We start from the raw sequence: 24226 nt of genomic DNA on the forward strand, positions 1-24226 counted from the left end.
GAAAGGTTGAGGGCGAGCACGGCGCCTGCGGCGAGAATCGACCAGCCGATGCGACCCCAGGCCCACGGCTGCGGGTTCTCTGGCACGGGCTGCGATGCCAAGACGCGTACGGCAGGCACGACCATGCCCACAGCCGCCAGCACAAGACCGACGACCCCCAGAAACACCCAGTGCCAGGAGAACAACTGGGCGATTACCCCGGCGATGGCCGGCCCGATCATTGACGGCACCACCCAGGCTGCGGCGAACGCGGCAAAGATCTTGTGATGCAGGTCGGGGGGATAGATGCGCGCCACGAGCACGTAGAGCGCGACGGTGACGCCGCCGCCGCCAAGACCCTGCACGAGGCGACCGAGGACCAGCACCCCCATCTCTTGTGCCGTGCCAGCGACCAGAAGACCTGCAACGAAGAGCGCCCCGGAGAGGTACAGCGGGCCGGTCGGGCCGGCACGGTCCGACCAGTTGCCCGCGACCACCATGCCGATCACTCCGACCGCGAGCGGGGCGGCGAACGCCAGCGCGTAGAGTCGGGCGCCATCGAGATCGTCGCTGACGATGGGCATGATGGTGGTGACGGCGAGGTTCTCAAATGCGTTGAGAAAAACGAGCGCACACGCCCCGATGGTGGTCCACAGATAGGGCGCGCTGTAGATGCCGATGCGACTGGTTGACACCCCGCTACGCCCGGTCGGCCGTGGCGCAGAGAGCGCCGATCACGAGGCCGAACGCTGCTCTGCCCGCCGAGTGGCGCGTGGTGCTCTGGGGGTGGGCTGCGTGGGTCATCTCGGTAGATTAGCCGAAAACTATGGCGCGCTCGGCATGCTCAGCGCCCCCAGATCGGGCACGGCCGCAGCAGTCTGCAGGGTTGTCAGATCTGCGCGCGCAGTGCCCCGAGCGGGTTGGAAATACAGCGGTCGAAGGCCAGCTCGCCCGCGCCGATCATAAGCAGGTTGTCGCCGAGTTGCGCTCTGGCGATGCTCACGTCGTCGAAGGCAGGGGCAAGCGTGTGCTCTCGCACCGCGGCCAGGAGATGCTCTGGCGCACAGTCGAAGATGACACCGAGAAAGCCTCCAAGAATGACAGCGGCGGGGTTCAGGATGTTGATCGTTCCGGCAAGCCCTCGGCCGAGTGTGGTCGCCTGCCGCGCGACGAGCTGAGCAACCTCGGCATCGGTCGATGCGGCGAGCGCCGCTTCGAGTTCCGCGTCGGTGGGTGCGGCGACGCCAAGCGCCGCCGTGAGCGAGGCCCGATCGACGAGATCCTCCAGGGCCGCCCCGGCATCGGTGCTGAATGCGTGGCCGAACTCACCCGCATAGCCGCTGAGCCCCGTGAGGGTGCGGCCTCCCAGCACGATGCCGCCGCCGATGCCACTAGCCCCGCCATTGAGATAGACGAGGTCGTCGACTCCCCTGCCCGCACCGAAGGTGCGCTCCGCCCTGGCGCCCAGCGTCGCATCGTTGGCCACAGACACGGGCAGATTCGTGGCCCGGCTGAGCATCCGCTCGATGGGGGCGTCGCGCCAGAGCAGATGGGGGGCAAGCCGCACGACACCGTCGCCGTCGCGCACGAGGCCAGGAACGGCAACCCCGACTCCGGCGGAGCGCTCAACGTCGTGTTCGCGGGAGAGCCGCTCGATGAGCGCGGCGGCAACCTCGACGGTAGACTCCGCCGTGGGCACCTGGTCGACATCGACCCTGCGCTTGGCTATGACGACGCCGCCCAGTTGCACGAGCCCGACGGTGATGGAGTCGAGCTCGGCGTGCACGGCGAAGGCGACTGCGGATGCCCCCGCCGAGACGACGGGAGAGGGTCGCCCCACCCCGCGATCCCCCGTGGGATCCGCCTCAGAGACGAGACCGGCGGCCACGAGCTCGCCGACCAGCGCCGAGATCGTGGAGCGGTTGAGGCCCGTCGCCCTGGTGAGTTGCGAGCGCGAGATGGCGCCGCTGTGGTGCACGATTTCGACGATGCGACCGAGGTTGTGTCGGCGTACATCGTCGAGGCTCGCGGCGCTCGATCGAGGTGTCATGGTGACAGCACGCTACCCGATTTGGCGGAGGCTTCTGGCCCGCAGCAACCGCGACATTCCGGGGCAAACCGGTATTTGTTGCTATTGACCTCAAAAGGTTCCGTGCGTAGTATCCAGACATCCCAATCACTTTCGACAAAGATGTCGAAACTTTCGAGAGGCGTTCGACGATGAACAGATCCCGCACCACAAGGGTGGCCGCAATCGCTGCGGTATCGACCCTGGCGCTCGGGCTCGCAGCCTGCACCCCCGGCGGCGACAATGGCGAGAACGACGGCGATGTCACCATCACCTGGTGGCACAACGCGACATCCGACCCCCTGCAGGGACTCTGGGACGACGTGGCGGCTGAATTCGAAGAAGCCAACCCCGGAGTCACCGTAGAGGTCACCGGATACCAAAACGAAGACTTGCAGCGCACCCTCATCCCCAATGCCCTGCAGTCGGGCGACGCCCCAGACGTCTTCATGGTCTGGCCCGGCGGCGAGGTGCGGGCCCAGGCCGAGGCCGGCCACCTCAAAGACCTGACCGAGGTCGCAGCAGACACGATCGAGGAAATGGGTGCCGCAGTAAGCCCGTGGCAGCTGGACGGCAAGCAGTACGCCATCCCCTATGCCTTCGGCGCAGCCGGCATTTGGTACAACACCGAACTCTTTGACAAAGCGGGCATCGAAGGCACTCCCGAGACGCTGAGCGAGCTTGAGGATGCGGTGACCGCCCTCAAGGCGATTGATGTCGCCCCCATCGCGGTGGGCGCCGGCGACCTGTGGCCGGCGGGTCACTGGTGGTACCAGTTCGCGGTGAGCTCCTGCCCCGCCGACGTGCTTGAGACCGCCATCCCCGAGTTCGACTTCTCCGACCCCTGCTGGGTCGAAGCTGGCGAGCAGCTAGAGGAGTTCATCGCTACCGACCCCTTCAACGAGGGCTTCCTCGCAACCCCCGGTCAGACCGGCGCCGACAGCTCGAACGGGCTCATCGCCAACGGCCAGGCCGCTATGGAGTTCATGGGCCCGTGGAACTCCGGCACCATCGGCGCTCTCACAGAAGACGGCGAGGTCCCCGAGTGGCTCGGCTGGTTCCCGTTCCCCACCGTTGACGGTGCTGGCGGCGACGCCGGCAGCATCATGGGCGGCGGCGACGGCTTTGGCGTCCACGTGGATGCACCCGACGAGGCCGTCGACCTGCTGAAGTACATCATGAGCGAAGATGTTCAGCGCCGATTTGCCGAGACCGGCGCTGGCGTTCCCACCCACCCCGGTGTGGCGGACGCCCTCACGGATCCCAACCTCATCGCCAGCGCGACAGCGCTGGGCGAGGCGAGCTATGTGCAGTTGTGGATTGACAGCGCGCTCGGCCCGGCCTTCGGTAACCCGCTCAACCAGGCGATCGTGAACATCTTCGCCGGATCAGGCACGCCACAGGATGTCGTGGCCGCTCTGGAGCAGACAGCCGCCGCGCAGTAGAACCACCCGCGCGACCGCGCGACACGACACCGAGGATCCACCCCGGCGGGGTCTGCCCCGATAGCAGGCCCCGCCGACTCTCCCAACGGAGTGAGACATGACCGCAACGCATGCAGCACCCCCTCGCGTCACGGCCCCGAGCCCAGCAGGGCCAGCGCCCGCCACCCCGCGGCGTCGCCCAGCGGCCGACCGTCGCAAATGGTTAGAGATCGCTCTCTTTGCCGGGCCCGCCCTCGTGGTTTTCGTAGGGTTCGTGATCGTGCCCGTGGCTCTCGCCGCGGTGTACAGCCTCTATAACTGGAATGGCCTCGGCCCGCTCGACCGATTCATCGGGCTCGACAACTATGTTCGGGCCTTCTCCGACCCCCTCTTCATTAAGGCGATCGGCAACAACGCGACGATCGTGATCGCCTCGATCCTCGTGCAGGGCCCGATTGCGATCGCCGTCGCCCTGCTCCTCAATCGGCGCATGCGCGGCCGCACCGTCATTCGCGCGCTCATCTTCGTTCCCTACGTGCTCGCCGAGGTTATTGCTGGTCTCTCGTGGAAGCTGCTGCTCTCGCCCCGCGGCGGCGTCAACGCCGTGCTTGAGGCGATCGGGCTTGGCGACCTGGCGAGGCCGTGGCTTGCCGACCCGGACATCGCGCTCTGGGTCATGTTCGGCATCCTGAGCTGGAAGTACCTGGGCTTCGCAATCCTGCTGATGCTCGCAGGGCTGCAAGGAGTGCCAGAAGAACTACACGAGGCCGCCGCGATCGACGGAGCCAACTGGTGGCAGACCCAGTGGCGCATCACCCTGCCCCTGCTCGGGCCCACCATTCGCATCTGGATATTTCTGTCGATGATCGGCTCGCTCCAGCTTTTCGACATGGTGTGGGTGACCACAAAGGGCGGCCCCATCGGCGCGACCAACACCATGGCCGTGTACATGATCCAGTACGGCCAGGGCCAGTACGGCTACGGAAGCGCCATCGCGGTCATCCTCTTTGTGATCTCGCTCGTCGTCGCCGTGATCTACCAACGGTTCGCCATGCGCCGCGACCTCGCCGGCGCGCTCACGAGCGGAGTTCGCTGACATGACAACCCTCTCGCAGACCACCGTGCACAGCCCCCGAAGCCACCCCGTCAAGAAGAAGGCCTTCGACATGGGCCAGGTCTGGGTCTACGTCGTCGCGCTCACCGCGGTGGCCGCATCGATCGTGCCCGTTGCCTACATCTGGATCGGTGGCTTTCGGCGCACCTCTGATATCAACGCCGCCCCGGCCGGCTGGCCAGACCCCTGGACCGTGGAGAGCTACGTGCGCGTGCTCACCTCCAACCGATTCTGGGGATCGGTGTTCTCCTCGACCCTCGTAGGGGTCGGCACAACACTCGGCGTGGTTCTCCTCGGCGTTATGGCCGCCTTCGTGATCGCGCGGTACAGCTTTCGTGGCCGCGGCGGGCTCTATGCGCTCTTTGCCGCCGGCCTGATGTTTCCCGTCACGGTCGCGGCGCTGCCGCTGAGCATCCTGCTTCGGGACCTCGGACTTCACGGCACGTTCCTGGGGCTCATCATTCCTCAGGTCGCGTTCGCCCTGCCGACGACCATCATCATCTTGGTTCCCTTTTTGAGGGCAATCCCGTCGGAGCTCGAAGAGGCGGCCGCAATCGATGGCGCGAGCCGCATCGGCTTTTTCTGGCGCATCATGCTGCCCCTCTCGGTGCCCGGGCTCATCACGGTGGGCGTGCTCGCCTTCATCGGCAGTTGGAACGCCTATCTGCTGCCGCTGCTCATCATGGCCGCGGGAGGCATGCCCCAGGACCTGTGGACCCTGCCGCTCGGCGTGCAGCAGTTCTCGACCCAGTACTCGTCTGACACCGGCGCGGTACTCGCATACACATCGCTCTCGATGGTCCCGGCTCTCGCCTTCTTCCTCCTCGCGGAGAAGCGCATCGTCGGCGGCCTGACCGGCGCAGTTAAGGGATAGGAATTCTGTGACCAGTGAAGTCGGGACTCGTCCCCTATGGCACGACACCACCATGCCCGCCCCGGCACGAGTCGCCGCCCTCATGGCGGAGATGACGCTCGAGGAGAAGGTCGCCCAGCTCTATGGGGTGTGGGTCGGCGCCTCGGCCGAGGGCGGCGAGGTGGCCCCGCATCAACACGACATGACCGACAGCGTGGATCTGGATGCCCTCCTGCCGCTGGGCCTCGGCCAGCTGACCCGGCCCTTTGGAACTGCGCCCGTCGACCCGGCACTCGGCGCGCTTTCGCTCGTGCGCACCCAGGAACGCATCGTGGCGGGCAGCCGGCTGGGCATCCCGGCCGTTGCTCATGAAGAATGCCTCGCGGGCTTCGCCGCCTGGGGCGCAACCGCCTACCCCGTGCCGCTCTCGTGGGGGGCGAGTTTCGACCCCGAACTGGTGAGGCGCATGGCGCGGCGAATTGGCGATGACATGCGCTCGGTGGGCATTCACCAGGGCCTCGCCCCCGTGCTGGATGTCGTGCGCGACGCCCGATGGGGACGCGTTGAGGAGACGATCGGCGAGGACCCCTTTCTTGTGGCCACGATCGCGACCGCGTATGTGCAGGGTCTCGAGTCGGCTGGCATCGTGGCGACCCTCAAACACTTTGTCGGCTATTCCGCCTCCCGAGCCGGTCGCAATCTCGCGCCGGTCTCGATTGGCTCCCGCGAACTCGCCGATGTTTTGCTCCCCCCTTTTGAAATGGCGATTCGGGAGAGCGGGGTTCGCAGCGTCATGAACGCCTATACCGACATCGATGGCGTTCCCTCTGCTGCGGATCGCGGCCTGCTCACCGGTCTGCTCCGCGATACCTGGGGCTTCGACGGCACGGTCGTGGCCGACTATTTTGCTGTGGGGTTTCTTATGCTTCTCCACGGCGTTGCCGAAACCTGGGCGGATGCCGCAGCCGCGGCCCTCGAGGCCGGAATCGATGTGGAGCTGCCCACCGTGAAGGCCTATGGCGAGCCCCTGGTCGAGGCGATCCGGGCGGGCCGGGTCGACGAGAAGCTCGTTGATGGTGCGCTCACTCGGGTGCTGCTGCAGAAGCTCCAGCTGGGGCTTCTCGACCCCGAATGGAGCGCAGTGCCCTCGGCCCTCGCCGGCATGGACCTGAGCGACCCCGCTCACGTGCGCGCACGCGTGCAACTCGACAGCGAAGATAACCGCCAATTGGCCCGCGAACTGGCCGAGCGCGCAATCGTATTGCTGCGCAACGACGGCACGCTGCCGCTCGCTTCCCCTCGCCGCATCGCCGTGATCGGCCCCAATGCCGACGACCCCTATGCCGTTCTCGGCTGCTACTCGTTCCCGAGTCATGTCGGTGCGCTGCATCCCGATAGCCCGGTGGGCATCGTGCTGCCGACTCTGCTCGAGAGCCTGCGCACGGAGTTTGCGGATGCTGAAATCGAGCACGCGCTCGGCACGAGCATCGACGGGGGCGAGACCGATGGCATCGCCGCAGCCGTGGAGGCAGCACGTCAGGCCGACGTCGTAGTGCTTGCCCTGGGCGACCGAGCCGGGCTCTTTGGCCGAGGCACGAGCGGCGAGGGCTGCGATGCACCGTCGCTCGAGCTGCCGGGCGCGCAGCAGCAGCTGCTCGACGCCGTGCTCGCGTGCGGAACCCCCACCGTCGTCACCCTGCTTGCCGGGCGCCCCTATGCGCTCGGGCGCGCAGTCACGGATGCGGCGGCAATCGTTCAAAGCTTTTTCGCCGGGGAGGAAGGCACCGGGGCGATCGCCGGCGTACTGAGCGGCCGCGTGAACCCCAGCGGTCGGCTGCCCGTGAGCGTGCCGGCTCAGCCCGGCGCTCAGCCGAGCACGTATCTAGCCTCGCCTCTTGCCCGTACCAGCGGCGTCTCGACCATCGACCCCACAGCGGCGTTCCCCTTCGGGCACGGAATCGGCTACACACGCTTTCGCTGGGATCAGCCGGAAGCATCGGCCACCGAGCTATCGACCGACGGTGCCGTGGAGGTTTCACTCCGCGTGACCAACGAGGGAGACCGCACGGGCGACGAGATCGTGCAGCTTTATCTGCATGATCCCGTTGCGAGCGTGGTGCGACCGGTGCAGAGATTGGTCGGGTATTCGCGGCTCACACTCGACGCCGGGCAGAGCGCGCACGTGCGCTTCACCGTCTCGGCCGATCTCGCAAGCTTCACAGGGCTCACGGGCGAGCGCATCGTCGAACCAGGGCTGATCGAGCTGGGATTCGGGCGGTCGAGTGGCGACATCCCGCACTCGCTCGGGGTGACGCTTACCGGCGCTGTTCGGGTTGTCGACCATCGCCGTACGCTTCGCCCCGGCATCTCAGTGGAGCAGGGCTAATCGGGTCAGCGGGCGAGCGGGGCCGTGCTCTCGCGCACCACGAGGCTCGTGGCCAGATCCATGCGTGGCGGGCTCGCGAGCTGCCCCTCGCTCAGGCGGATGACGAGCCGCGTCGCCTCCTTAGCCATCTCCATCAGGGGCTGATGCACCGTGGTGAGTCGAGGGCTCACCCAGCTCGCAAGCGGAATGTCGTCGTAGCCCACGACCGAGAGGTCGTCTGGAACCCGCATCCCGAGCGTGCGGGCGGTCTCAAGAACCCCGAGCGCCTGCAGATCACTGCCCGCGAAGATCGCCGTCGGCGGTTCGTCTAGCGCTAGCAGGTCGGCCGCATGGCGCGCGCCGCCCGTGAGGTGAAAGTCGCCAAAACGGATCCATTCTTCGCGAATCGGCAGGCCAGCGGCGTTCATGGCGGAACGGTAGCCGTCGATGCGCGCGAGAGAGCACATCATGTCTTCGGGGCCCGTAATGGCGGCAATGCGGCGGTGCCCGAGCTCGATCAAGTGCCGAACGGCCGCAAGGCCGCCGGCCCAGTTTGCCGAGCCGACCGCTGGCACATCGGGCGAAGGATCGCCGGCCGGATCCACAATGACAAAGGGGATGCTGCGCGCGGCAAGGGCGGAGCGAAACTGTTCGGGCAGGTCGGAGAAGACGAGCACGACTCCGACCGGGCGGCGGCTGAGCACTCCCTCAAGCCACTCCGGCCCTGGCGCGTGCCGGGTTCCGCTCTCGGTGAGCACAACGCTCATGCCCCGCTCCGAGGCCACGCTCTCCACCCCGCGGATGAGTTCCATCGACCAGGCGCTTTCGAGTTCGTGAAAAACCAGTTCGATGAGCCGCGAGCGCGTGGCGGTTGCGGCACGGCGCTGATAGCCGTTGCGCTCAAGGAGACTCTCTACGCGGAGGCGAGTCGCGGCGGCGACGTCCGGGCGCCCGTTGAGCACTTTGGAGGCGGTCGCAAGCGAGACTCCGGCCTCGGCGGCGAGCGCCGCGAGGGTGACGCGAGGCTCGGTCGGGATGGTTGACATGCAACGACAATAGGCGACTTTCGCACAAATCCTCGAAACTTTTAGTTGGTGTTTCGGAGGCTTCCCTCGCGGAGCATCCTGCTATATGTTGGAGAAAACAACATTTACTCGATCGGGAGCATCATGGCAACGAAGCCCACCTCCGCAGACAAGTTTTCTTTCGGGCTCTGGACCGTCGGTTACAACGGCGCAGACCCGTTCGGCGGCCCCACCCGCGCCGCCCTCGACGTAGTCCACGTAGTCGAGAAGCTCGCGGAGCTCGGCGCCTACGGTCTCACCTTTCACGACGACGACCTCTTCGCTTTTGGCTCGACCGACGCCGAGCGGCAGGCGCAGATCGACCGCCTCACCCAGGCCCTCGACGCCACGGGGCTCACGGTGCCCATGGTGACGACCAACCTCTTCTCCGCCCCCGTATTCAAAGACGGCGGCTTCACCTCTAACGACCGCGCCGTTCGCCGCTTCGCGCTGCGCAAAGTTATCCGCAACATCGATCTCGCGGCCGAGCTTGGCGCCAAGACCTTTGTCATGTGGGGCGGGCGAGAGGGTGCGGAATACGACTCCGCCAAAGACATCCGCAGCGCGCTCTCCCGCTATCGCGAGGCCGTCAACCTGCTGGGCGACTATGTGACCGACAAGGGCTACGACATCCGATTCGCGATCGAGCCCAAGCCCAACGAGCCGCGCGGCGACATTCTGCTACCAACGGTCGGCCACGCAATAGCCTTCATCAACACCCTCGAGCGGCCCGAACTCGTCGGGGTGAACCCCGAGGTCGGCCACGAGCAGATGGCAGGGCTCAACTTTGCTGCGGGCATCGCCCAGGCACTCGACTGCGGCAAGCTCTTTCACATCGACCTCAATGGCCAACGCGGCATCAAGTACGACCAGGATCTCGTGTTCGGTCACGGCGACCTGCACAATGCATTCGCCCTCGTGGATCTGCTCGAAAACGGCGGCCCGAATGGCGGCCCCGCCTATGACGGCCCCCGGCACTTCGACTACAAGCCCTCCCGCACAGAAGACGAGACAGGCGTGTGGGATTCGGCTGCGGCAAACATGCGCACGTACCTGCTTCTCAAAGAACGGGCCGCGGCGTTCCGCGCCGACCCAGAGGTTCACGAGGCACTTGAGGCGGCCCGCGTCACGGAGCTCGCCCAGCCCACCCTCGGCGAGGGTGAAAGCTATGACGACCTCATTGCCGACCGCGCCGCCTATGAGGACTTCGACCCCGGCGCCTACTTCGACGGCAAGGGCTTCGGCTTCGTGCGCCTGCAGCAGCTGGCCACCGAGCACCTCATGGGAGCGCGCTAAGGATGCTCGTCGCGGGAGTCGATTCGTCGACCCAAAGCTGCAAGGTCGTCATCCGAGACGCCGCCACGGGTCACCTCGTACGGTCTGGTCGCGCACCCCACCCCGACGGCACCGAGGTCGACCCCGAAGCATGGTGGCTCGCCCTGCAGCAGGCCGTGTCTGCTGCAGGCGGGCTGAGTGATGTTGCCGCCGTCTCCATCGGAGGGCAGCAGCACGGTCTCATTGCCCTGGACGACGAGGGCCGCATCATCCGCCCCGCCCTGCTCTGGAACGACACCCGCAGCGCCGCAGCGGCACGCGCACTGCGGGCCGAACTGGGCGACGCCGAGCTTGCCGCCCGCACGGGCAGCGTGCCCGTTGCGTCCTTTACCTCGACCAAGCTGCGGTGGCTTCGGGATGCCGAGCCGGCGAATGCCGACAGGGTCGCGGCAGTAGCCCTGCCGCACGATTGGCTCACCTGGCGACTTCGCGGCTTTGGCCCGTCGAACCCCAACCTCAGCGAGCTGACGACCGACCGCTCCGACGCCAGCGGCACGGGGTATTTCTCGCCTACGACGGGCGAATATGACCGCGGGCTGCTCTCGATCGCCCTCGGCCGCCCCGCCATCGCGTCCTCCGGGCAGGTGACGCTGCCCGCCGTGCTCGCGCCCCACGAGTCACGGCGCGTTGCCGTCGGAGCACCCCAGCTTGCGCTGCCCGAATCCCTCATCGTCGGGGCGGGAGCTGGCGACAACGCCGCGGCGGCCCTCGGCCTCGACGCCCGACCCGGCGACGTGATCGTCTCAATCGGCACGAGCGGAACCGTCTTCGCCGTCTCGCCCTCCCCCATCGCCGATGCGAGCGGCACCATCGCCGGATTCGCGGACGCCACCGGCGCGTTCCTCCCGCTCGTAGCCACCCTCAATGCCGCGAGGGTGCTCGACTCTATTGCCGCGCTGCTGGGCGTCGACCATGCGTCCCTCGGCCAGCTTGCGCTGGAGGCGGATTCCGCATCCGGCCCCGTGCTCGTGCCGTGGTTCGAGGGCGAACGCACGCCGAATCTGCCCACTGCGACGGCAACACTGAGCGGGCTCACCCTCGCCTCGACCTCGCGACCCGCGATCGCCCGCGCCGCAATCGAGGGAATGCTCTGCGGTCTCGCCGATGGACTCGACGCGATGCTCGCGCACGGCCTCTCCGCCCGCCGTGTGCTGCTTATTGGTGGGGCGGCCCAGAACCCCGCCGTTCACACCATCGCCGCGCAGGTCTTCGGCGTGCCGATCACGGTGCCCATCGAGGGCGAATACGTGGCCGACGGCATGGCCCGCCAGGCCGCATGGGCACTCGCGGGAGAGCGGCCCGACTGGCCGATCGCCGTCACACGCGAGATCGCGGCCGACGGGCGGCCCGAGATTCGCGAGCGCTACGCTCGAGCGCGGGATGCGGCAATGACGGCGGTCAAATAACTTGCGCTGCGAGCGACCCGGCGGCGGCCACTAGGCCGACCAGGAGCCCCGGTTCGACCGCAATGCGAACAAAGTGCCCGCATTGCGTACCAAGATGGTAGTGTCGACAACGTGTCACCTTCTTTGAGCGCCGACGACAGCGGCAACGACCGGGACTTCATCCAGAGCCTAGAGCGTGGGATGCAGGTGCTGCAGGCGTTCGCCGCGACCGAATCAACCCCAACGGCCTCGGAGCTGGCAGCAAAGCTCAACCTCTCTCGACCCGCGATTCGGCGCATTCTTCTCACGTTCGAGAAGCTAGGTTTCGCCCAACAACATAAGGGCGAATGGAGTCTGACGCCCCGCATCCTCGAGATCAGCCAGGGCTACTTCACGTCGAACACGCTCCCCGAGCTCGCCCAGCCGTTTCTCACGCTGCTCGCGGAGAAAACATCCGAAAGCACCTCCGTTTCGGTGCTCGACGGGACCGACGTCGTGCATGTTGCGCGCGTAGAGGTGCGGCGCATCATGCAACACGCCATTCGCGTGGGCAGCCGCCTGCCAGCCCACGCGACGGCCATGGGCAAGGTGCTACTGGGGGGGCTAACTGCAGCGCAACTCGACGCGTACTTTGCTCAGGCCACGCTTGAGGCCTACACGCCAGCGACGATTACCGACGAGAAACAGCTTCGAACAGCGATTGCCAACGATCGCACGCGGGGCTACTCCCTTGCGGTCGAGGAGCTGGAACCGGGCATGATTGCCGTCGCCGTGCCCATCACCATTCCCTCAGGAGAGGTCGTCGGCACCCTCTCGTCAACCTCGACCCCCATGCGCTCGACTCCCGAACACCTCGTCGAGGTCGTGGCACCCTTGCTCAAAGACGTGGCAGCAGACATCTCGCGGGCCTATTACCTGAGCAACAAAGATCGTTTCGTCGACTAATCCCCGCTAGAGCTCGTCGGCACGCACCTGGGTGAGCACAGAGGCCCCTCCGTCGACAACCAGAACGCTGCCCGTCATAAAGGACGAGCCGTCGGAGACGAGCATCAGCGCGGCCTCCTCAAGCTCGCGGGTCTCCCCCCACCGACCCATCGGAATCGTGCGCTGCCACAGCTCGGTCTTTTCTTGCGGCCGCGGCGCCGTGCCTCCGATGTTGGTATTGAACGGCCCCGGCGCCAGGATGTTGATGCGAACGCCGTACTTAACGAGTTCGAGAGCGGCCTGACGCGACACCGCGGTGACGGCAGCCTTGGCGGCGATGTAGGCATAGCTCACGAGGGGTTCCGCGCGAATACCGGAGGTCGACGAGGTCACAACGATCGCTCCGCGTCCGGCAGCCTTCATCGACTCCGCCGTGCGTCGCAACGTGTAGAAGAAGCCATCGAGGTTGATGCCGAGAACCCTGTCCCAGATCTCGGTAGAGAATCGGTCGAGTTCGCCTCCGGGCGAGCGCAGGCTTTCCCCCGCGTTAATGCCTGCGTTGAGAAACGCGCCATCGAGCGGCGTTCCCGCCTCTGCGAGGGAGTCAAAGGCCGCGTTGACAGCAGATTCGTCGGAGATGTCGACAGCGATCGTGGTCACCGCGACGCCGGCAGCCTCGAACTCGGCGGCCTTCTGCGCTAGACCTTCAGCACTACGGTCCATGAGCACGAGCGAGGCTCCGGCGCGCGCACTCGCCGCAGCACAGGCCGCACCAATGCCGCTCGCCGCTCCCGTTACGAGGATTGTCTTGCCGGTGAGATCTGCCATTGTCACGCTTCTCCAGTCGTCTTCTGCACGGTAAGTACTCCCCCGCTAACCTCGGCCCAGTCGCCATCCGCTACTGCAGAGAGAAAGTCACCGGGCATGTCGGTTAGGGCAGGAACCCCCAGGACCGCAAGCCCGAGAGCGAGCTTGCTATTGACCTTCTCGGTGACGATCGCAGCCGGCGACGTTCCTATCAGCTTGGCGAGATGGAATTGACCAGACCACCCCGAGGAGCCTTTAGCCCCGGGGATAACGATGATGCGTCCCGCGAGACTGAGCCCTCTTTGTGGGTGCCCCGTTTCGACGATCGTGCCGGTGCGCGGATCGATGCCGCCCCACCCCGAAATGGCTTTAGTACATACGAGCACTTCGCCAGACGCGGTGCCGTGCACGAGGACTCTGCCCTCGAAAGTTGCCGCTGTCATGCCGCCGACCACCGCCCGGTAACCGCAGCGTCGACACATGCGGCGGTGGTGCCAAAATGGCCGTTGACCCCCATGATCGCCGGCAGGTAGTGCACCTGCTTGGCAGAATCTGTGGCGAAACTCCGTGTGCCCTTCGGCAGGAATTGGGCGATCGCGGGGCATGTGTCAGACATGACCTTTGCTCCCGCTCGCTCGATGACGTCGATGTAGCCGCTACGGGCAGCGACGTCGCGCAGGGCGCTTGGCGTGAATATCCACAGGCGCGTCGAGGGGCTCACCGTGCGACCCTCAAGCAGCCGGGCGACTTCGCGCACCTGCGAAAGTGAGGCGTGGGGGCATCCGATCATGACGAAGTCGATCTCGTCGCCGTGAGCGGTCGAGTTCAAACGCGCGACAGTCTCGTCAAACTCTCTCTGCCCAAACGTCACCGTCTCCACGGGAGGGCGCCCGCCGAAAGCTGCATCGACATCCGGGGCCTCGGGGGTGATGCCGGGGATGTGAAACATCTCGATGTCGCCGGATGACGCGGCAGCAGCTCCGAACTGCTTGAGATCGACGGGATCGGGCCGCAGCTCGCCACCCGTGATGACGGGCACTCCGTCGTCGATTGCGGCTCCCACGAAGTAACCGAGCACGTTCCAGTCGAACGTTGTGGTTATGGGTACTTCAAGCACGACGTGGTGCGTGCCCAAGCGATTCTCGTCGAGATGCAGGCCAACGTAGGGAGTGCGGCCGGTCAGCATGGAGGCAGCAGAAGACTCGCGCCCCTCGGTGTTGGTTCGGGCGCCGAGCACGGAGTTGATGTAGATGACGGCGGAGGATTCCATCCACGCGCAATGCTCTCCCCGGGCGGGGGTGTTGCCCACCTGATACGGGGTGCACGTGCTGAGGATGCTCACGCCGAGGGATGCAAGGTACTCCTCGCTAGCGACGATCTCGTCGTTCGTTGCCTCGCTGAGCCCCTGAATGTCCCAGTTTTTCGCATCGCGCGGGCCGATGAGCTGGCAGCTGTGAGCCTTGACCTGCGGCACCGTCAGCGGCTTGTCGGAGTTCAGCGAGAACCGCGAGAAAAGGGCTGCAGGGTCGGTCGTGCCGAGCACCGCCGAGTGCCGGGGCCCAAAGATATTGGCTCCGCACACATTGTTGGTCTCTACGAGTCGAGTCGCCCCGAGTATCTCGCCATACTCGATCAGCACCGCCATGGCTGCGGCAACAGCTTCGCCCTCTTTGCCATCGGCCATGTCCTGTTCATGCTGTGTCAGTTCCACGGTGATCCCTCTCTCACGACGCGTCGAGAATTGCGCCCTGGGCGAGGAGACGCGCTTGGAGTTCGGCAATGGGCACGGTGGCTGCACTCGTTCCCAACTCAATCGCTAGCGCCGCCGCGTTACCTGCGGCGTGGCCCATGACCATGCACGGTCCGGCCACGCGCGCCGCAGACTGACCACCATGCGTCATCGATGCACAGCGGCCGCCGACCAGAAGGTTATCGATCTTGGGCGCGACCAGGATGCGGTAGGGAATCTGGTTGTACCCGCGCGTGCCTTCGTGCGGCCAGACGATCTTGACGTTGCCGTCGACGTGGGCCTCAATGGGCCAGCCGTTGACTCCAATTGTGTCGTCGAAGTCGGCGCAGCCCCGAATGTCCTCCTCCGTCAGTTGATAAGCGCCGACAATGCGCCGGGTCTCGCGGATTCCGATCTCCGGCCCCATGTCGACGATGTAGGAGTTCTCAAACCCGGGGTGGTTCGTGCGGATGAAGTCGAAGACTTCCTGCGCCTGCTGACGGCCATCGATCTCGCCCTTGGTAAGGTCGTCGATCTTGGTTCCGTCGAGCGCCAAGCCGTCGGCACGGCGAAGCTGGGTCGCGTTCGCTCGCCACTCGATGTCGTCCCGCTGCGGGCGAACGATGGCACCCAGACGGGGGAACGGCTTGCGACCTGCGGCGATTGCCTCTTCCATCATGCGAGGAAGCGTTTTCCATGCGGGACCCGCGGCCTCCGCATCGACTCCATTGATGCGGAACATCGTCGAGGGATAGAGCATCTCCTCCGGCGGTGACTGTTCGAAGTCGGCACCCGACCAGTAGGCGAGGTCCCCGTCGCCAGATGCATCGATAAAGAACTTGGCGCGAAGGGCGAACCGCCCCTCTTTGGTCTCGATGATGATGGCGTCGATCTCTTTGTCGTTGCGCATGACGATGGCGACGGCAAAGGCGTGAAAGAGAATCTCGGCGCCCGATTCGAGCACGAGTTCGTCGGCGGCAAGACGGTATGCAGGAATATCGTAGGCCTGAGCCTGGATGCGCTCGGCAAACGAAAGGTGTGCGGGCCTGAGCCCGCCGTAGGAGTCAATCTTCTCAAGCAGTTCCGGGCCCATCCCCCCGGTCGTCAGGCGGTGTTCGCCGCGGACGTTGGAGTACATTCCGCAGAAGGTGCTCAGTCCGCCTCCCGTGCCGGCTCCACCCAAAAAGCCCGATTTCTCGACGAGCAGGGTCCGCTGGCCCGCGCGCGCGGCAGCTGCGGCGGCCATAATGCCCGTTGGCCCTCCTCCGACGACAATGACGTCACAGGTGCGAAGAACGGAAAGCGTGCGGGATGGTTCGACGATCATGCGGTCGAACTCCTCTCAGTCTGGGCGGCGAAGAAATGCTCGAGCAGCGGCTGCAGCAGCTCTGGCTGTTCAAGGGGAAGCATGTGACCGGCATCGAGCACGGGGTGGAGCTGCGCTCCCCGCACTCGGGAGGTGATCTCCGTCGAGTTATCGGGATCGACCGCCAAGTCACTCGAGGAGGAGACGACGAGGGTGCGCGCAGTTACCTTGGCGCAATCCTCTGTGACATCGAGGTCGGCCAGCGCCCGGCACGCGTTCGCGTAGCCCTCAGCGGGGAGGCCCGCAAGGATGCGCTCTGCTTGTGCGATATCGGCAGAGTCGGCATCCGGAGCCGCAAACCAGCGGTGGCGTGCGCTTGCCGCGATCTCCGCGAGGCCGTTCGCCTCGACGGCGTCGGCGCGGTCAAGCCAGAACTGACGCGACGGTTGACGAATGGGGGCGTTCACCACGACGAGGTCAGAGACGAGGTGGGGGTACCGTGCCGCAAGCGCGATGCCGATCGCTCCGCCGAGAGAGACTCCGCAGTAGCGGGCATGGGCGACCCCCTCAGCTTCGAGGAGCGCCGCGGTGTCGTCGACGAGCGAATCGAAGGTAAACGGCACCTGCTCCTCGGCTTCGCCGAAGTGTCCCGGCAGTTCGAAGGTCAGCACGCGAAACCGGTCAGCACAGGCCGTCACCTGGTGATGCCAACTCCATGCCGAGGCCCCGAGTGAATTGCCGAGCACGAGCACGGGGGCATCCTGGGCGCCGTGCCAGGTGAACGGGAGGATCACGCCGCCGCCTTCTTGGCCTTGGCCGATTGGATTCCCTCATAGACGCGGGTGCGGAGCTCGGCGAAGCGGGGCTCGACGCGCGTGGCGATCTGGCTCCGGGGTTCTGGGATGTCGATGACAACGGAGTCGAGGACGTACGTGGGCGACGACGAGAGAACCAAAACTCGCTGCGCCAGGTAGACGGCCTCGTCAATGTCGTGCGTCACAAAGAGCACCGTGAGGCCGAGTTCCTTCCACAGGCGGTGCATGAGGTCTTCGAGGTCTGCCCGGGTTTGGGCGTCAACTGCCGCGAAGGGCTCGTCCATTACGAGCACCTTCGGCTGGTAGGCGACAGCCCGAGCGATCGCGACTCGCTGCTGCATGCCTCCCGAAAGCTGCCAGGGGTACGACTCTGCGGCGTCGGTGAGCCCGACGGCCGCAAGAGCCTCATCGACTAGGCGGGTGCGTTCAGGCTTTGCCACACCCTTCTGCTTGAGGGGAAGCTCGATGTTCTTGCGCACCGACTTCCAGGGGAACAGGCTTCGGCCGTATTCCTGAAAGACGACGGCCATATCGGCCGGCGGCCCCTTGACCGGAGAGCCCGCTACATGAATCGTTCCCTCTGTCGGCGCAAGCAGTCCCGCAAGACACTTCAGCAGCGTCGTCTTTCCCGCGCCAGACGGCCCGACGATGCACGTGAAGTCGCCCTGCTGAATCTCAAAGTTGAGATCCCCGATGGCTTCGACACGACGGTCCTTTGACTCGTAGACCTTCTTGAGGTGCTTCACCGCCACAACGGGCTGCCGCATGTCGCTCATGACTTCCTTTCCAAATCTTTCATGCCGTGGTACCAACCGAGCAGGCTCTTCTCGAGGAGCTGGAACAGCATCGAGAGCACAAAGCCGATGATGCCGAGCACGAGCACCCCGCTCCACATTTCTGCGATCTGAAAGCTCCGCTGGAACTGGATGATGGCTGCTCCGAGGCCGCTAGTTGCGGCAAACATCTCGCTAATGACCATCAGGATGATGCCGATCGATAGGCCGGTCCGCATTCCAGCCATGATCTGCGGGGTCGCGGACGGCAGGATGAAGTGCCAAATCCGCGCGAATCCTCGGATCTGAAACGTGCGACACGTGTCATCGATGACCGAGTCGTGGCCTTTGACGCCCTCGACTGTATTGAGCAGGATCGGCCAGATGCACCCGGTGACAATCACGATGATCTTCATCGTGTCTCCGAAGCCCGTGAGCAGCATCAGCACGGGAACAAGCACGGGTGGCGGGATGGCACGGAAGAACTCAAGCACGGGCTCGGCACCGACTCGAACCCGTCGAGAGAGGCCGAGAAGCACTCCGAGGGTTATGCCAGCGATCGCCGCGATCGAGTACCCCAGGAGGAGCCTCCCCACACTGGGGAGCACATCTGCCGTGAGTCGCTCTCCGAGCCACAGCTCACCAAACTTCTCGAGGATGAGCGAGAGAGGGGGAAAGAAAAAGGTAGTCGAGCCCATGCTCGAGACGAACCAGAGGGCGAAGAGGGCTACGGGCAAGGCCAGAGCCACCCATGCCTTTGACAGCACGTTCTTCATGATTAGTTGGCCTCCGCGTTCCGTACCGACGGGTGCCACCAGAGCACGCGCTTTTCGAGTTGGCGAGCGAGCACATTGACGAGCACGCCCATGATGCCCGCGACGATGACGAGGGCATACATCGTCGAGACGTCGCCCGCGGTCTGGGCAAACGCGATGCCGCGCCCTATCCCGAGGGTGCCGATCACCATCTCACCCGTAATCGCCAGCACCAGCGCGGTAGCCGCCGCGAGGCGAATACCCGTGAAAAGGTACGGCAAGATGGTCGGCCAGACGACCTCTCTTATGTATCCCCACTTGGTGAAGCGGAACGACAGTGATGTGTCTCGTGCAACAGCATCGATGTCGGTGAGCCCGTAAAGAACCTGCAGAAGCACTTGCCAAAACGCGGCGTAGATGATGAGAACCACGCCGGATTCAAACTTCGTGCCGAAGATCAGGATGACCGCTGGAATCAACGCCACCGAGGGGATCGGGCGCAAGAACTCGACCGTCGAGTAGGTGTATTTGCGAAGTCCTGGGACGAGCCCAATGACGAGACCGACCACGACGCCGGCGACGACTGCCGCCAGCAGGCCGATGGCCCACGTGCGGGAGGTATTCAGCACGTATTCCCAGAGGAGCGGCGTGGAGCCTAACCGGATGAGCTCCGCGACTAGCTCACTAAGGGGAGGAAAGTAAGTCGCGTTGACGAGCCCGAGGCGAGGCGCGAACTCCCAGAGCGCAACAAGAACGGCAAAGCCCGAGAGCACATTGAGTCGGCTCACTACCGCTCCGAGACGGGAGGGGCCTCTGCCGTGGGTCGCGGCACTCATGCTGCCCCCGTCTTGCGAATCGTCGATGCACTCCGAACAGGCGCGCACTGCGTTGCCCCACACGCCAACGACTGCACGCTGGCCCGGTAGCTTTCGAGAAAGCCGCCCATGTGGTCGGTCACGACGGGCACGAAGGCGGGCCGCGCAGCGAGTTCCTCTGCGGAGACGAGCAGGTCTACCGTGCGGGCATCGAGATCGATGCTGATGATGTCGCCGTTCTGCAGCAGGCCAATAGGGCCTCCCGTTGCGGCCTCTGGCGAGACCTCTCCGACGACAAGTCCCTTATTGACTAGCCCGCTGAGCTGCCCGTCGGTGACCACGGCGACCTTTTCGCCGAGTCCGGCGCCGTCGAGCGCGAAGACGAACGACGAGGCGAACGCCATTCCGGGGCCTCCAACGAGGCCCATCCCCCGCATAACAACAACATCGCCTTCAGAAATCTCGCCGGCGGCTAGAGCGGTGATGGCCTCGTCGCGAGAGTGATAAATCTTGGCGGGGCCCGAGAACTGCATCCTGCGTTTCTCGTCGACCGGCAGCTTTACCACCGCGCTTTCGCTCGCGAGGCTGCCGCGAACGACGACGATCGACGGGTCGGTGGACCACGGATTGGCGAGACTGCGGATGATGTCGCCGTCCGCCGGTCGCGCCCGTTCAAGGTTCTGCGCGAGGGTGCCCCCGCTGACCGTCACGGCGCTGGTGTCGAGCAGCGGTGAGAGCTCGCGCAGCAGGGTGGCAGCCCCGCCTGCATCGTCGAGTTGCTCGATCAGGTGGGGGCCGTTGGGCCGCACGGCACACAGCATGGGCGTCTCCCGGCCCATCGACATGTAGAGACCCCAGACATCCATCTCGAGGCCTGCTTCGACCGCAATTGCCTGGAGGTGCTTGACGCTATTGATGGATGCCCCGATCGAGAGCATGAGCGTGATGGCGTTCTTGACCGAGCCTTCGGTGATGATGTCCCGGGGACGAACATCGTCGCGGATCATGTCGGCGAGGGCCGCTGCCGATCGGCTCACCGAATCCCACATTGAATCGCTGTTGGCTCGGACGGGGGTTGTGCCCGGCAGTGCCATGCCGAGAGCTTCAGCGGCCATATGCATCGAATTGGCCGTTCCGAGTCCTGCACACACACCGGGTCCGCGAATAGCGCCCTCGGATAGGGCGCGCATCTCCTCGACGTTGGGGGTGCCGAGGCTCTGGTGCGACGCCTTGAGAAAGACCTCCTCAATATCGGCACCGCCGTCCTCCGACAGGGCGTTCCGCTGGTAGCCGCACGCCACGATGATGGTGGGGATGTTGAGCCTGGCGCCAGCCATGATGTGGGCGGGCCCCGTCTTGTCGCACGAGGTGAGACAGATCATCGCATCGAGCTGTGCGCCCTCTACCGCGGCCTCAATGTCTCCGACGATCAGCTCACGGGCTGGAAGGATGTACCGGCCACCCTTGCCGTTGCTGGTGACGAAGTCGGATGGCGCGACCGTCCTGATCTCGAACGGCAGCATCCCGTTGTCACGAAGAGCCGCCTTGAGCACGGGGACGATCTCGTCGAGATGGCTGAAGCAGGCCGCGAGATCCGACGATGAGTTGACGATAGCGACCTTGGGGAGGTCCATCTCTTCGTCGGTTATTCCCAGAGCTCGCCATTCGGCCCTGCGGACAGCCCACCGGGCCGTACCTTCCTGCAAGTTACTTCGAAGCATGGTGCGTTATCTCCCGGTGGTGGTGAAAGCAGGGCCGAATCAGTGCGGTCTCTAGCGGGCGGTCTCTAGCGAGCTGCAGACCAGACGAGGTCGTCGTAGGCGATCTCTGCCTTGGTCACGCCGAACTGCTTGGCAAACTTGGAGAAGAGCGCAATGGACTCCTCGGGAATGCTCGGGTTGAACGACGGAAGAATGACGCCCTGGGCGACGGCCTCGTCGAGGTTGGCGAACTTCACGAGCTGCGCACGAATCTCGTCAGGGTGCTCCTGGGCGTATTCAAGCGACTGCGCGATGGCAAGGCGGATGTTCTCGAAGAGCTCGGGGTCTGCCTCGATCTGGCTCTGAGTCGAGTAGTAGGCGGAGGTGAGCATGCTCTCATCCGACATCTCGGCGTAGGGCGAGCTGATTACGGGGAATCCGGCCTCGATTGCGGCGGTGCCGAAGGGCTCTGCACCGACCATGGCGTCGATGGTGCCACCCTCGAGCGCAGCGAGGGCGTCGGCGAAGCCGAGCTCGATGAAGTTGACCTTGCTGGGGTCCCCACCGTCTGCTTCGACGGCGATCTTGCCGAGCATCTCAAGCAGGCTGTTGCGCGCGTTCACGCTCACGGTCTTGCCTTCGAGGTCCGCGGCGGAGTTGATTCCGCTGTCGGGAGCTGCGTGGATCATGGTGACGTCTGCGCCGACCTCGCCGCTCGAGCTCGAACCGGCGCCGATGATCTGCACCGGCAGGCCCTGGTCGCGCGCCTGAAGAAGTGAAACGAGGTTGCTGAACGCAAAGTGGTACTCGCCGCTGACGACGGAGGGCACGAGAGCCGAGCCTGAAGCACCAACATTGATGGAGAGATCGATGCCGTTGTCCTCGAAGATGCCGACCTCGTCGCCGAGGTAGAGGGCCGCGAGGTCCATGACCGGGATGAACCCGGCCTCAACGGTGACCGACTTGGTTTCACCGGATGCCGGGGCCTCTTCGGTCGCGGAGCATCCCGCGAGCGTGAGGGCGGCGGCAGAGGCGAGGGCAATGATCCCCAGGCTGTTGCGGCGCGTACGTGCCATCTCTTTATTCCTCCTTGAATAGGTATGCATGAATGTACACTATGCGTACAGGTGACCGCAAAGCGTTCGCTCGATACTAAGGCATAGCGCAGCGCTCGGCGCAAACCCGAATGGCCACCGCAGCGGCGGCAGACCTGCGGCATCGCAAAAGCCTCAGAACGCACCCGTTCATCTACCTCAGAAGTGGGGTAATGCGGGTACCGGCAGCAGTCAGCGCGCGAGCCCAATCGCGGCCCATGACACGGGCGGCAGGGTCAGGGTGAGGGTGCCATCGTCGAGCACGACATCGAGAAGCGGCCGGAGCCCGACCCGATCTTGTTCCGCGAGCGTGTTCTTGGCATACGGGTCATCATCGTGCAGCAGATGCGCCTCCGAGGCGCGGCTCACGCCGAGCCCGCGCACGTCGATCACGACGGTCGCCGGCTCATTCACGCTGCGGTTGACCAGAAAGACGGATGCCGCGCCATCATCCGCCAGCGTCGCCACCGCGTCCACAACATCCGCCATCCCGTACAGAGCCGTTTCATAGCGATCGCACGTGATGGCCGGGCGAAGGACGCTGCCCTTGGCCATGCGCGATGTCGTTGAGAACGGAAAGAATGTGGTCTGACGCCAGGCGGGGCCGCCCGGCTCGGTCATGATCGGGGCGATCACATTAACCAATTGCGCAAGCGAGGCACTCGCAACGCGGTCGTGGTGCTTGAGCAGAGTGATGAGCAGGTTGCCGAGAACCACGGCATCGGCAACCGAGTAGACGTCTTCTAACAGTCGGGGCGCAATGGGCCATTCGGTCTCGCTGACCTCGTGGCTCGCGCGATGCTCGTCGAGGTACCAGATGTTCCACTCGTCGAAGCTCAGCTTCATGGTCTTACTCGAGTTCTTGGCGAGTTTGACCTCGTCGGCGACGCGGGCGACGGCGGAGATGAAGTACTCCATGTCGAGCGAGCTGGCGAGAAAGCTCCCGAGGTCGCCAGCCCGCTCCTGGTAGTAGGCGTGGCACGAAATGTAATCCACGTGCTCGTAGGTGTGCTCGAGAACGACCCGCTCCCAGTGCCCGAAGGTGGGCATCGACGAGCTCGAGCTGCCGCACACCACAAGCTCAAGATCACTCTGCGCCATTCTCATGGCGGCGGCAGTGCGGGCGGCAAGAGAGCCGTAGTCGTCCGCGCTCATGGCGCCGATCTGCCACGGGCCATCCATTTCGTTGCCCAGGCACCACATCCGAATGCCGTGCGGCTCGGTGGCGCCGTTGCGAGCGCGCTGGTCGCTGAGCTGCGTGCCGGAGGGATGGTTGGCATATTCGAGCAGATCGAGCGCGTCGAGCACTCCCCGCGTGCCCAGGTTGATCGCCATCATGATCTCGCTGCCGGTGAGCTTGGCCCAGCGCGCGAACTCGTCGAGCCCTACCTGGTTGGTCTCCAGCGAGTGCCACGCGAGGTCTCGACGCACCGGCCGCTGATCCCTCGGCCCGACGCCGTCGTGCCACCGGTAGCCCGAGACGAAGTTGCCTCCGGGGTACCGAATCGTGGTGGTACCGAGTTCGGAGACGAGCTCCACCACGTCGCGGCGAAAGCCGTCGCCGTCCGCGGTCGGATGACCCGGCTCGTAGATTCCGTCGTAAACGCACCGGCCGAGATGCTCCACGAAAGAGCCAAATAGTCGTCGATCAATGCGGGCGACGATTGCGGAGCGATCAATCGCGAGCGTTGCCTTGGCCATGGCGGCGACTCCTAACTCCACGCTGGGGCGAGACAGCGGCACTGCCGTCTCGCCGCCCCAGTCAAGCAGGCGAGGAGCCGCTGAGGAAGAGCGGATGTTGCGGCCTTTGCCCCTCCGCCACCGCCGCCCGTGACGCGAGCGCATGAGAACCCTCACAATTAAGCGCCCTGGCGGAGCTAGCGCCCATACAGTCGCGCGACATCGCTTCCACTGAAGAGCA

21 protein-coding genes are annotated in these 24226 nt (G+C 65.2%); 7 read left to right on the top strand and 14 right to left on the bottom strand.

From position 1 onward, the window contains the following. Together AC062T_RS02345 and AC062T_RS02350 are read right to left on the bottom strand one after the other, a co-directional pair. The coding region (locus tag AC062T_RS02345) for an MFS transporter (RefSeq protein WP_476027029.1) at nucleotides 1-674 on the bottom strand (674 nt) is incomplete at its 3' end. 194 nt (nucleotides 675-868) lie between these two features. After that, nucleotides 869-2029, bottom strand: a complete 1161-nt coding sequence (locus AC062T_RS02350; protein WP_476027031.1) for an ROK family protein — start codon at nucleotides 2027-2029, stop codon at nucleotides 869-871. 170 nt (nucleotides 2030-2199) lie between these two features. Here AC062T_RS02350 and AC062T_RS02355 point away from each other — a divergent pair, with 170 nt between their 5' ends. From AC062T_RS02355 to AC062T_RS02370, 4 genes are all read left to right on the top strand, one after another. Then, complete coding sequence (locus AC062T_RS02355) at nucleotides 2200-3492, top strand: ABC transporter substrate-binding protein (RefSeq protein WP_476027033.1); 1293 nt, start codon at nucleotides 2200-2202, stop codon at nucleotides 3490-3492. 97 nt (nucleotides 3493-3589) lie between these two features. After that, complete coding sequence (locus AC062T_RS02360; RefSeq protein ID WP_476027035.1) at nucleotides 3590-4567, top strand: carbohydrate ABC transporter permease; 978 nt, start codon at nucleotides 3590-3592, stop codon at nucleotides 4565-4567. 1 nt (nucleotide 4568) lies between these two features. Further along, nucleotides 4569-5459 (top strand): carbohydrate ABC transporter permease, encoded by an 891-nt coding sequence (locus AC062T_RS02365; protein ID WP_476027037.1) that lies wholly within the window; start codon nucleotides 4569-4571, stop codon nucleotides 5457-5459. Between the two features lie 52 nt (nucleotides 5460-5511). After that, complete coding sequence (locus tag AC062T_RS02370; protein WP_476027081.1) at nucleotides 5512-7824, top strand: beta-xylosidase/alpha-l-arabinosidase; 2313 nt, start codon at nucleotides 5512-5514, stop codon at nucleotides 7822-7824. A 5-nt stretch (nucleotides 7825-7829) separates the two neighbouring features. Here AC062T_RS02370 and AC062T_RS02375 read toward each other — a convergent pair whose 3' ends face one another. After that, nucleotides 7830-8849: a LacI family DNA-binding transcriptional regulator gene (locus tag AC062T_RS02375; protein WP_476027039.1), complete on the bottom strand. Its 1020-nt coding sequence runs from the start codon at nucleotides 8847-8849 to the stop codon at nucleotides 7830-7832. 123 nt (nucleotides 8850-8972) lie between these two features. Between AC062T_RS02375 and xylA the strand changes: the two genes are divergently transcribed. The 3 genes from xylA to AC062T_RS02390 all read left to right on the top strand — a co-directional run bounded on the left by xylA (nucleotide 8973) and on the right by AC062T_RS02390 (nucleotide 12532). Then, nucleotides 8973-10163, top strand: coding sequence for a xylose isomerase (gene xylA, locus AC062T_RS02380; protein ID WP_476027041.1), 1191 nt, complete (start codon nucleotides 8973-8975; stop codon nucleotides 10161-10163). A 2-nt stretch (nucleotides 10164-10165) separates the two neighbouring features. Continuing rightward, nucleotides 10166-11608, top strand: a complete 1443-nt coding sequence (locus AC062T_RS02385; RefSeq protein WP_476027043.1) for a xylulokinase — start codon at nucleotides 10166-10168, stop codon at nucleotides 11606-11608. 111 nt (nucleotides 11609-11719) lie between these two features. Next, a complete protein-coding gene (locus AC062T_RS02390) occupies nucleotides 11720-12532 on the top strand; it encodes an IclR family transcriptional regulator domain-containing protein (RefSeq protein WP_476027045.1) in 813 nt (270 codons plus the stop codon). A 6-nt stretch (nucleotides 12533-12538) separates the two neighbouring features. On the opposite strand, the gene AC062T_RS02395 is transcribed toward AC062T_RS02390, so the two are convergent. The 11 genes from AC062T_RS02395 to arfA form a co-directional block, all read right to left on the bottom strand. Further along, on the bottom strand, nucleotides 12539-13339 hold the full coding sequence (locus tag AC062T_RS02395; protein ID WP_476027047.1) for an SDR family NAD(P)-dependent oxidoreductase: 801 nt from the start codon (nucleotides 13337-13339) through the stop codon (nucleotides 12539-12541). 2 nt (nucleotides 13340-13341) lie between these two features. Continuing rightward, nucleotides 13342-13761, bottom strand: coding sequence for an aconitase X swivel domain-containing protein (locus AC062T_RS02400; RefSeq protein ID WP_476027049.1), 420 nt, complete (start codon nucleotides 13759-13761; stop codon nucleotides 13342-13344). Then, the gene (locus tag AC062T_RS02405; RefSeq protein WP_476027051.1) at nucleotides 13758-15029 is read right to left on the bottom strand and encodes an aconitase X; all 1272 of its coding nucleotides are present in this window, start codon (nucleotides 15027-15029) and stop codon (nucleotides 13758-13760) included. Before AC062T_RS02405 ends, AC062T_RS02400 begins: the two co-directional genes overlap by 4 nt. Before the next feature lie 13 nt (nucleotides 15030-15042). After that, nucleotides 15043-16374 carry an FAD-dependent oxidoreductase gene (locus AC062T_RS02410; RefSeq protein WP_476027053.1) on the bottom strand — a complete coding sequence of 444 codons (1332 nt, stop codon included), beginning with the start codon at nucleotides 16372-16374 and terminating at the stop codon, nucleotides 15043-15045. Further along, a complete protein-coding gene (locus tag AC062T_RS02415; protein ID WP_476027055.1) occupies nucleotides 16371-17147 on the bottom strand; it encodes an alpha/beta fold hydrolase in 777 nt (258 codons plus the stop codon). Before AC062T_RS02415 ends, AC062T_RS02410 begins: the two co-directional genes overlap by 4 nt. Next, entirely contained in the window at nucleotides 17144-17935 is a 792-nt protein-coding gene (locus tag AC062T_RS02420; protein WP_476027083.1) for an ABC transporter ATP-binding protein, read from the bottom strand. Before AC062T_RS02420 ends, AC062T_RS02415 begins: the two co-directional genes overlap by 4 nt. Nucleotides 17936-17940: 5 nt before the next feature. Next, nucleotides 17941-18717, bottom strand: coding sequence for an ABC transporter permease (locus AC062T_RS02425; protein WP_476027057.1), 777 nt, complete (start codon nucleotides 18715-18717; stop codon nucleotides 17941-17943). Between the two features lie 2 nt (nucleotides 18718-18719). Then, the gene (locus AC062T_RS02430) at nucleotides 18720-19532 is read right to left on the bottom strand and encodes an ABC transporter permease (protein WP_476027059.1); all 813 of its coding nucleotides are present in this window, start codon (nucleotides 19530-19532) and stop codon (nucleotides 18720-18722) included. Continuing rightward, complete coding sequence (locus AC062T_RS02435; protein WP_476027061.1) at nucleotides 19529-21232, bottom strand: dihydroxy-acid dehydratase domain-containing protein; 1704 nt, start codon at nucleotides 21230-21232, stop codon at nucleotides 19529-19531. Before AC062T_RS02435 ends, AC062T_RS02430 begins: the two co-directional genes overlap by 4 nt. Before the next feature lie 65 nt (nucleotides 21233-21297). Further along, on the bottom strand, nucleotides 21298-22287 hold the full coding sequence (locus AC062T_RS02440) for an ABC transporter substrate-binding protein (RefSeq protein ID WP_476027063.1): 990 nt from the start codon (nucleotides 22285-22287) through the stop codon (nucleotides 21298-21300). Nucleotides 22288-22497: 210 nt separating this feature from the next. Beyond that, nucleotides 22498-24006, bottom strand: coding sequence for an arabinosylfuranosidase ArfA (gene arfA / locus AC062T_RS02445; RefSeq protein ID WP_476027065.1), 1509 nt, complete (start codon nucleotides 24004-24006; stop codon nucleotides 22498-22500). Nucleotides 24007-24226: the final 220 nt, after the last annotated feature.

Source organism: Homoserinimonas sp. (assembly GCF_056262345.1).

What these genes read in the sequence shown, in the direction of transcription:
- AC062T_RS02350 (WP_476027031.1), bottom strand. Translation starts at nt 2,029, where the DNA reads ATGACACCTCGATCGAGCGCCGCGAGCCTCGACGATGTACGCCGACAC.
- AC062T_RS02355 (WP_476027033.1), top strand. Translation starts at nt 2,200, where the DNA reads ATGAACAGATCCCGCACCACAAGGGTGGCCGCAATCGCTGCGGTATCG.
- AC062T_RS02360 (WP_476027035.1), top strand. Translation starts at nt 3,590, where the DNA reads ATGACCGCAACGCATGCAGCACCCCCTCGCGTCACGGCCCCGAGCCCA.
- AC062T_RS02365 (WP_476027037.1), top strand. Translation starts at nt 4,569, where the DNA reads ATGACAACCCTCTCGCAGACCACCGTGCACAGCCCCCGAAGCCACCCC.
- AC062T_RS02370 (WP_476027081.1), top strand. Translation starts at nt 5,512, where the DNA reads ATGCCCGCCCCGGCACGAGTCGCCGCCCTCATGGCGGAGATGACGCTC.
- AC062T_RS02375 (WP_476027039.1), bottom strand. Translation starts at nt 8,849, where the DNA reads ATGTCAACCATCCCGACCGAGCCTCGCGTCACCCTCGCGGCGCTCGCC.
- xylA (WP_476027041.1), top strand. Translation starts at nt 8,973, where the DNA reads ATGGCAACGAAGCCCACCTCCGCAGACAAGTTTTCTTTCGGGCTCTGG.
- AC062T_RS02385 (WP_476027043.1), top strand. Translation starts at nt 10,166, where the DNA reads ATGCTCGTCGCGGGAGTCGATTCGTCGACCCAAAGCTGCAAGGTCGTC.
- AC062T_RS02395 (WP_476027047.1), bottom strand. Translation starts at nt 13,339, where the DNA reads ATGGCAGATCTCACCGGCAAGACAATCCTCGTAACGGGAGCGGCGAGC.
- AC062T_RS02400 (WP_476027049.1), bottom strand. Translation starts at nt 13,761, where the DNA reads ATGACAGCGGCAACTTTCGAGGGCAGAGTCCTCGTGCACGGCACCGCG.
- AC062T_RS02410 (WP_476027053.1), bottom strand. Translation starts at nt 16,374, where the DNA reads ATGATCGTCGAACCATCCCGCACGCTTTCCGTTCTTCGCACCTGTGAC.
- AC062T_RS02420 (WP_476027083.1), bottom strand. Translation starts at nt 17,935, where the DNA reads ATGCGGCAGCCCGTTGTGGCGGTGAAGCACCTCAAGAAGGTCTACGAG.
- AC062T_RS02425 (WP_476027057.1), bottom strand. Translation starts at nt 18,717, where the DNA reads ATGAAGAACGTGCTGTCAAAGGCATGGGTGGCTCTGGCCTTGCCCGTA.
- AC062T_RS02430 (WP_476027059.1), bottom strand. Translation starts at nt 19,532, where the DNA reads ATGAGTGCCGCGACCCACGGCAGAGGCCCCTCCCGTCTCGGAGCGGTA.
- AC062T_RS02435 (WP_476027061.1), bottom strand. Translation starts at nt 21,232, where the DNA reads ATGCTTCGAAGTAACTTGCAGGAAGGTACGGCCCGGTGGGCTGTCCGC.
- AC062T_RS02440 (WP_476027063.1), bottom strand. Translation starts at nt 22,287, where the DNA reads ATGGCACGTACGCGCCGCAACAGCCTGGGGATCATTGCCCTCGCCTCT.
- arfA (WP_476027065.1), bottom strand. Translation starts at nt 24,006, where the DNA reads ATGGCCAAGGCAACGCTCGCGATTGATCGCTCCGCAATCGTCGCCCGC.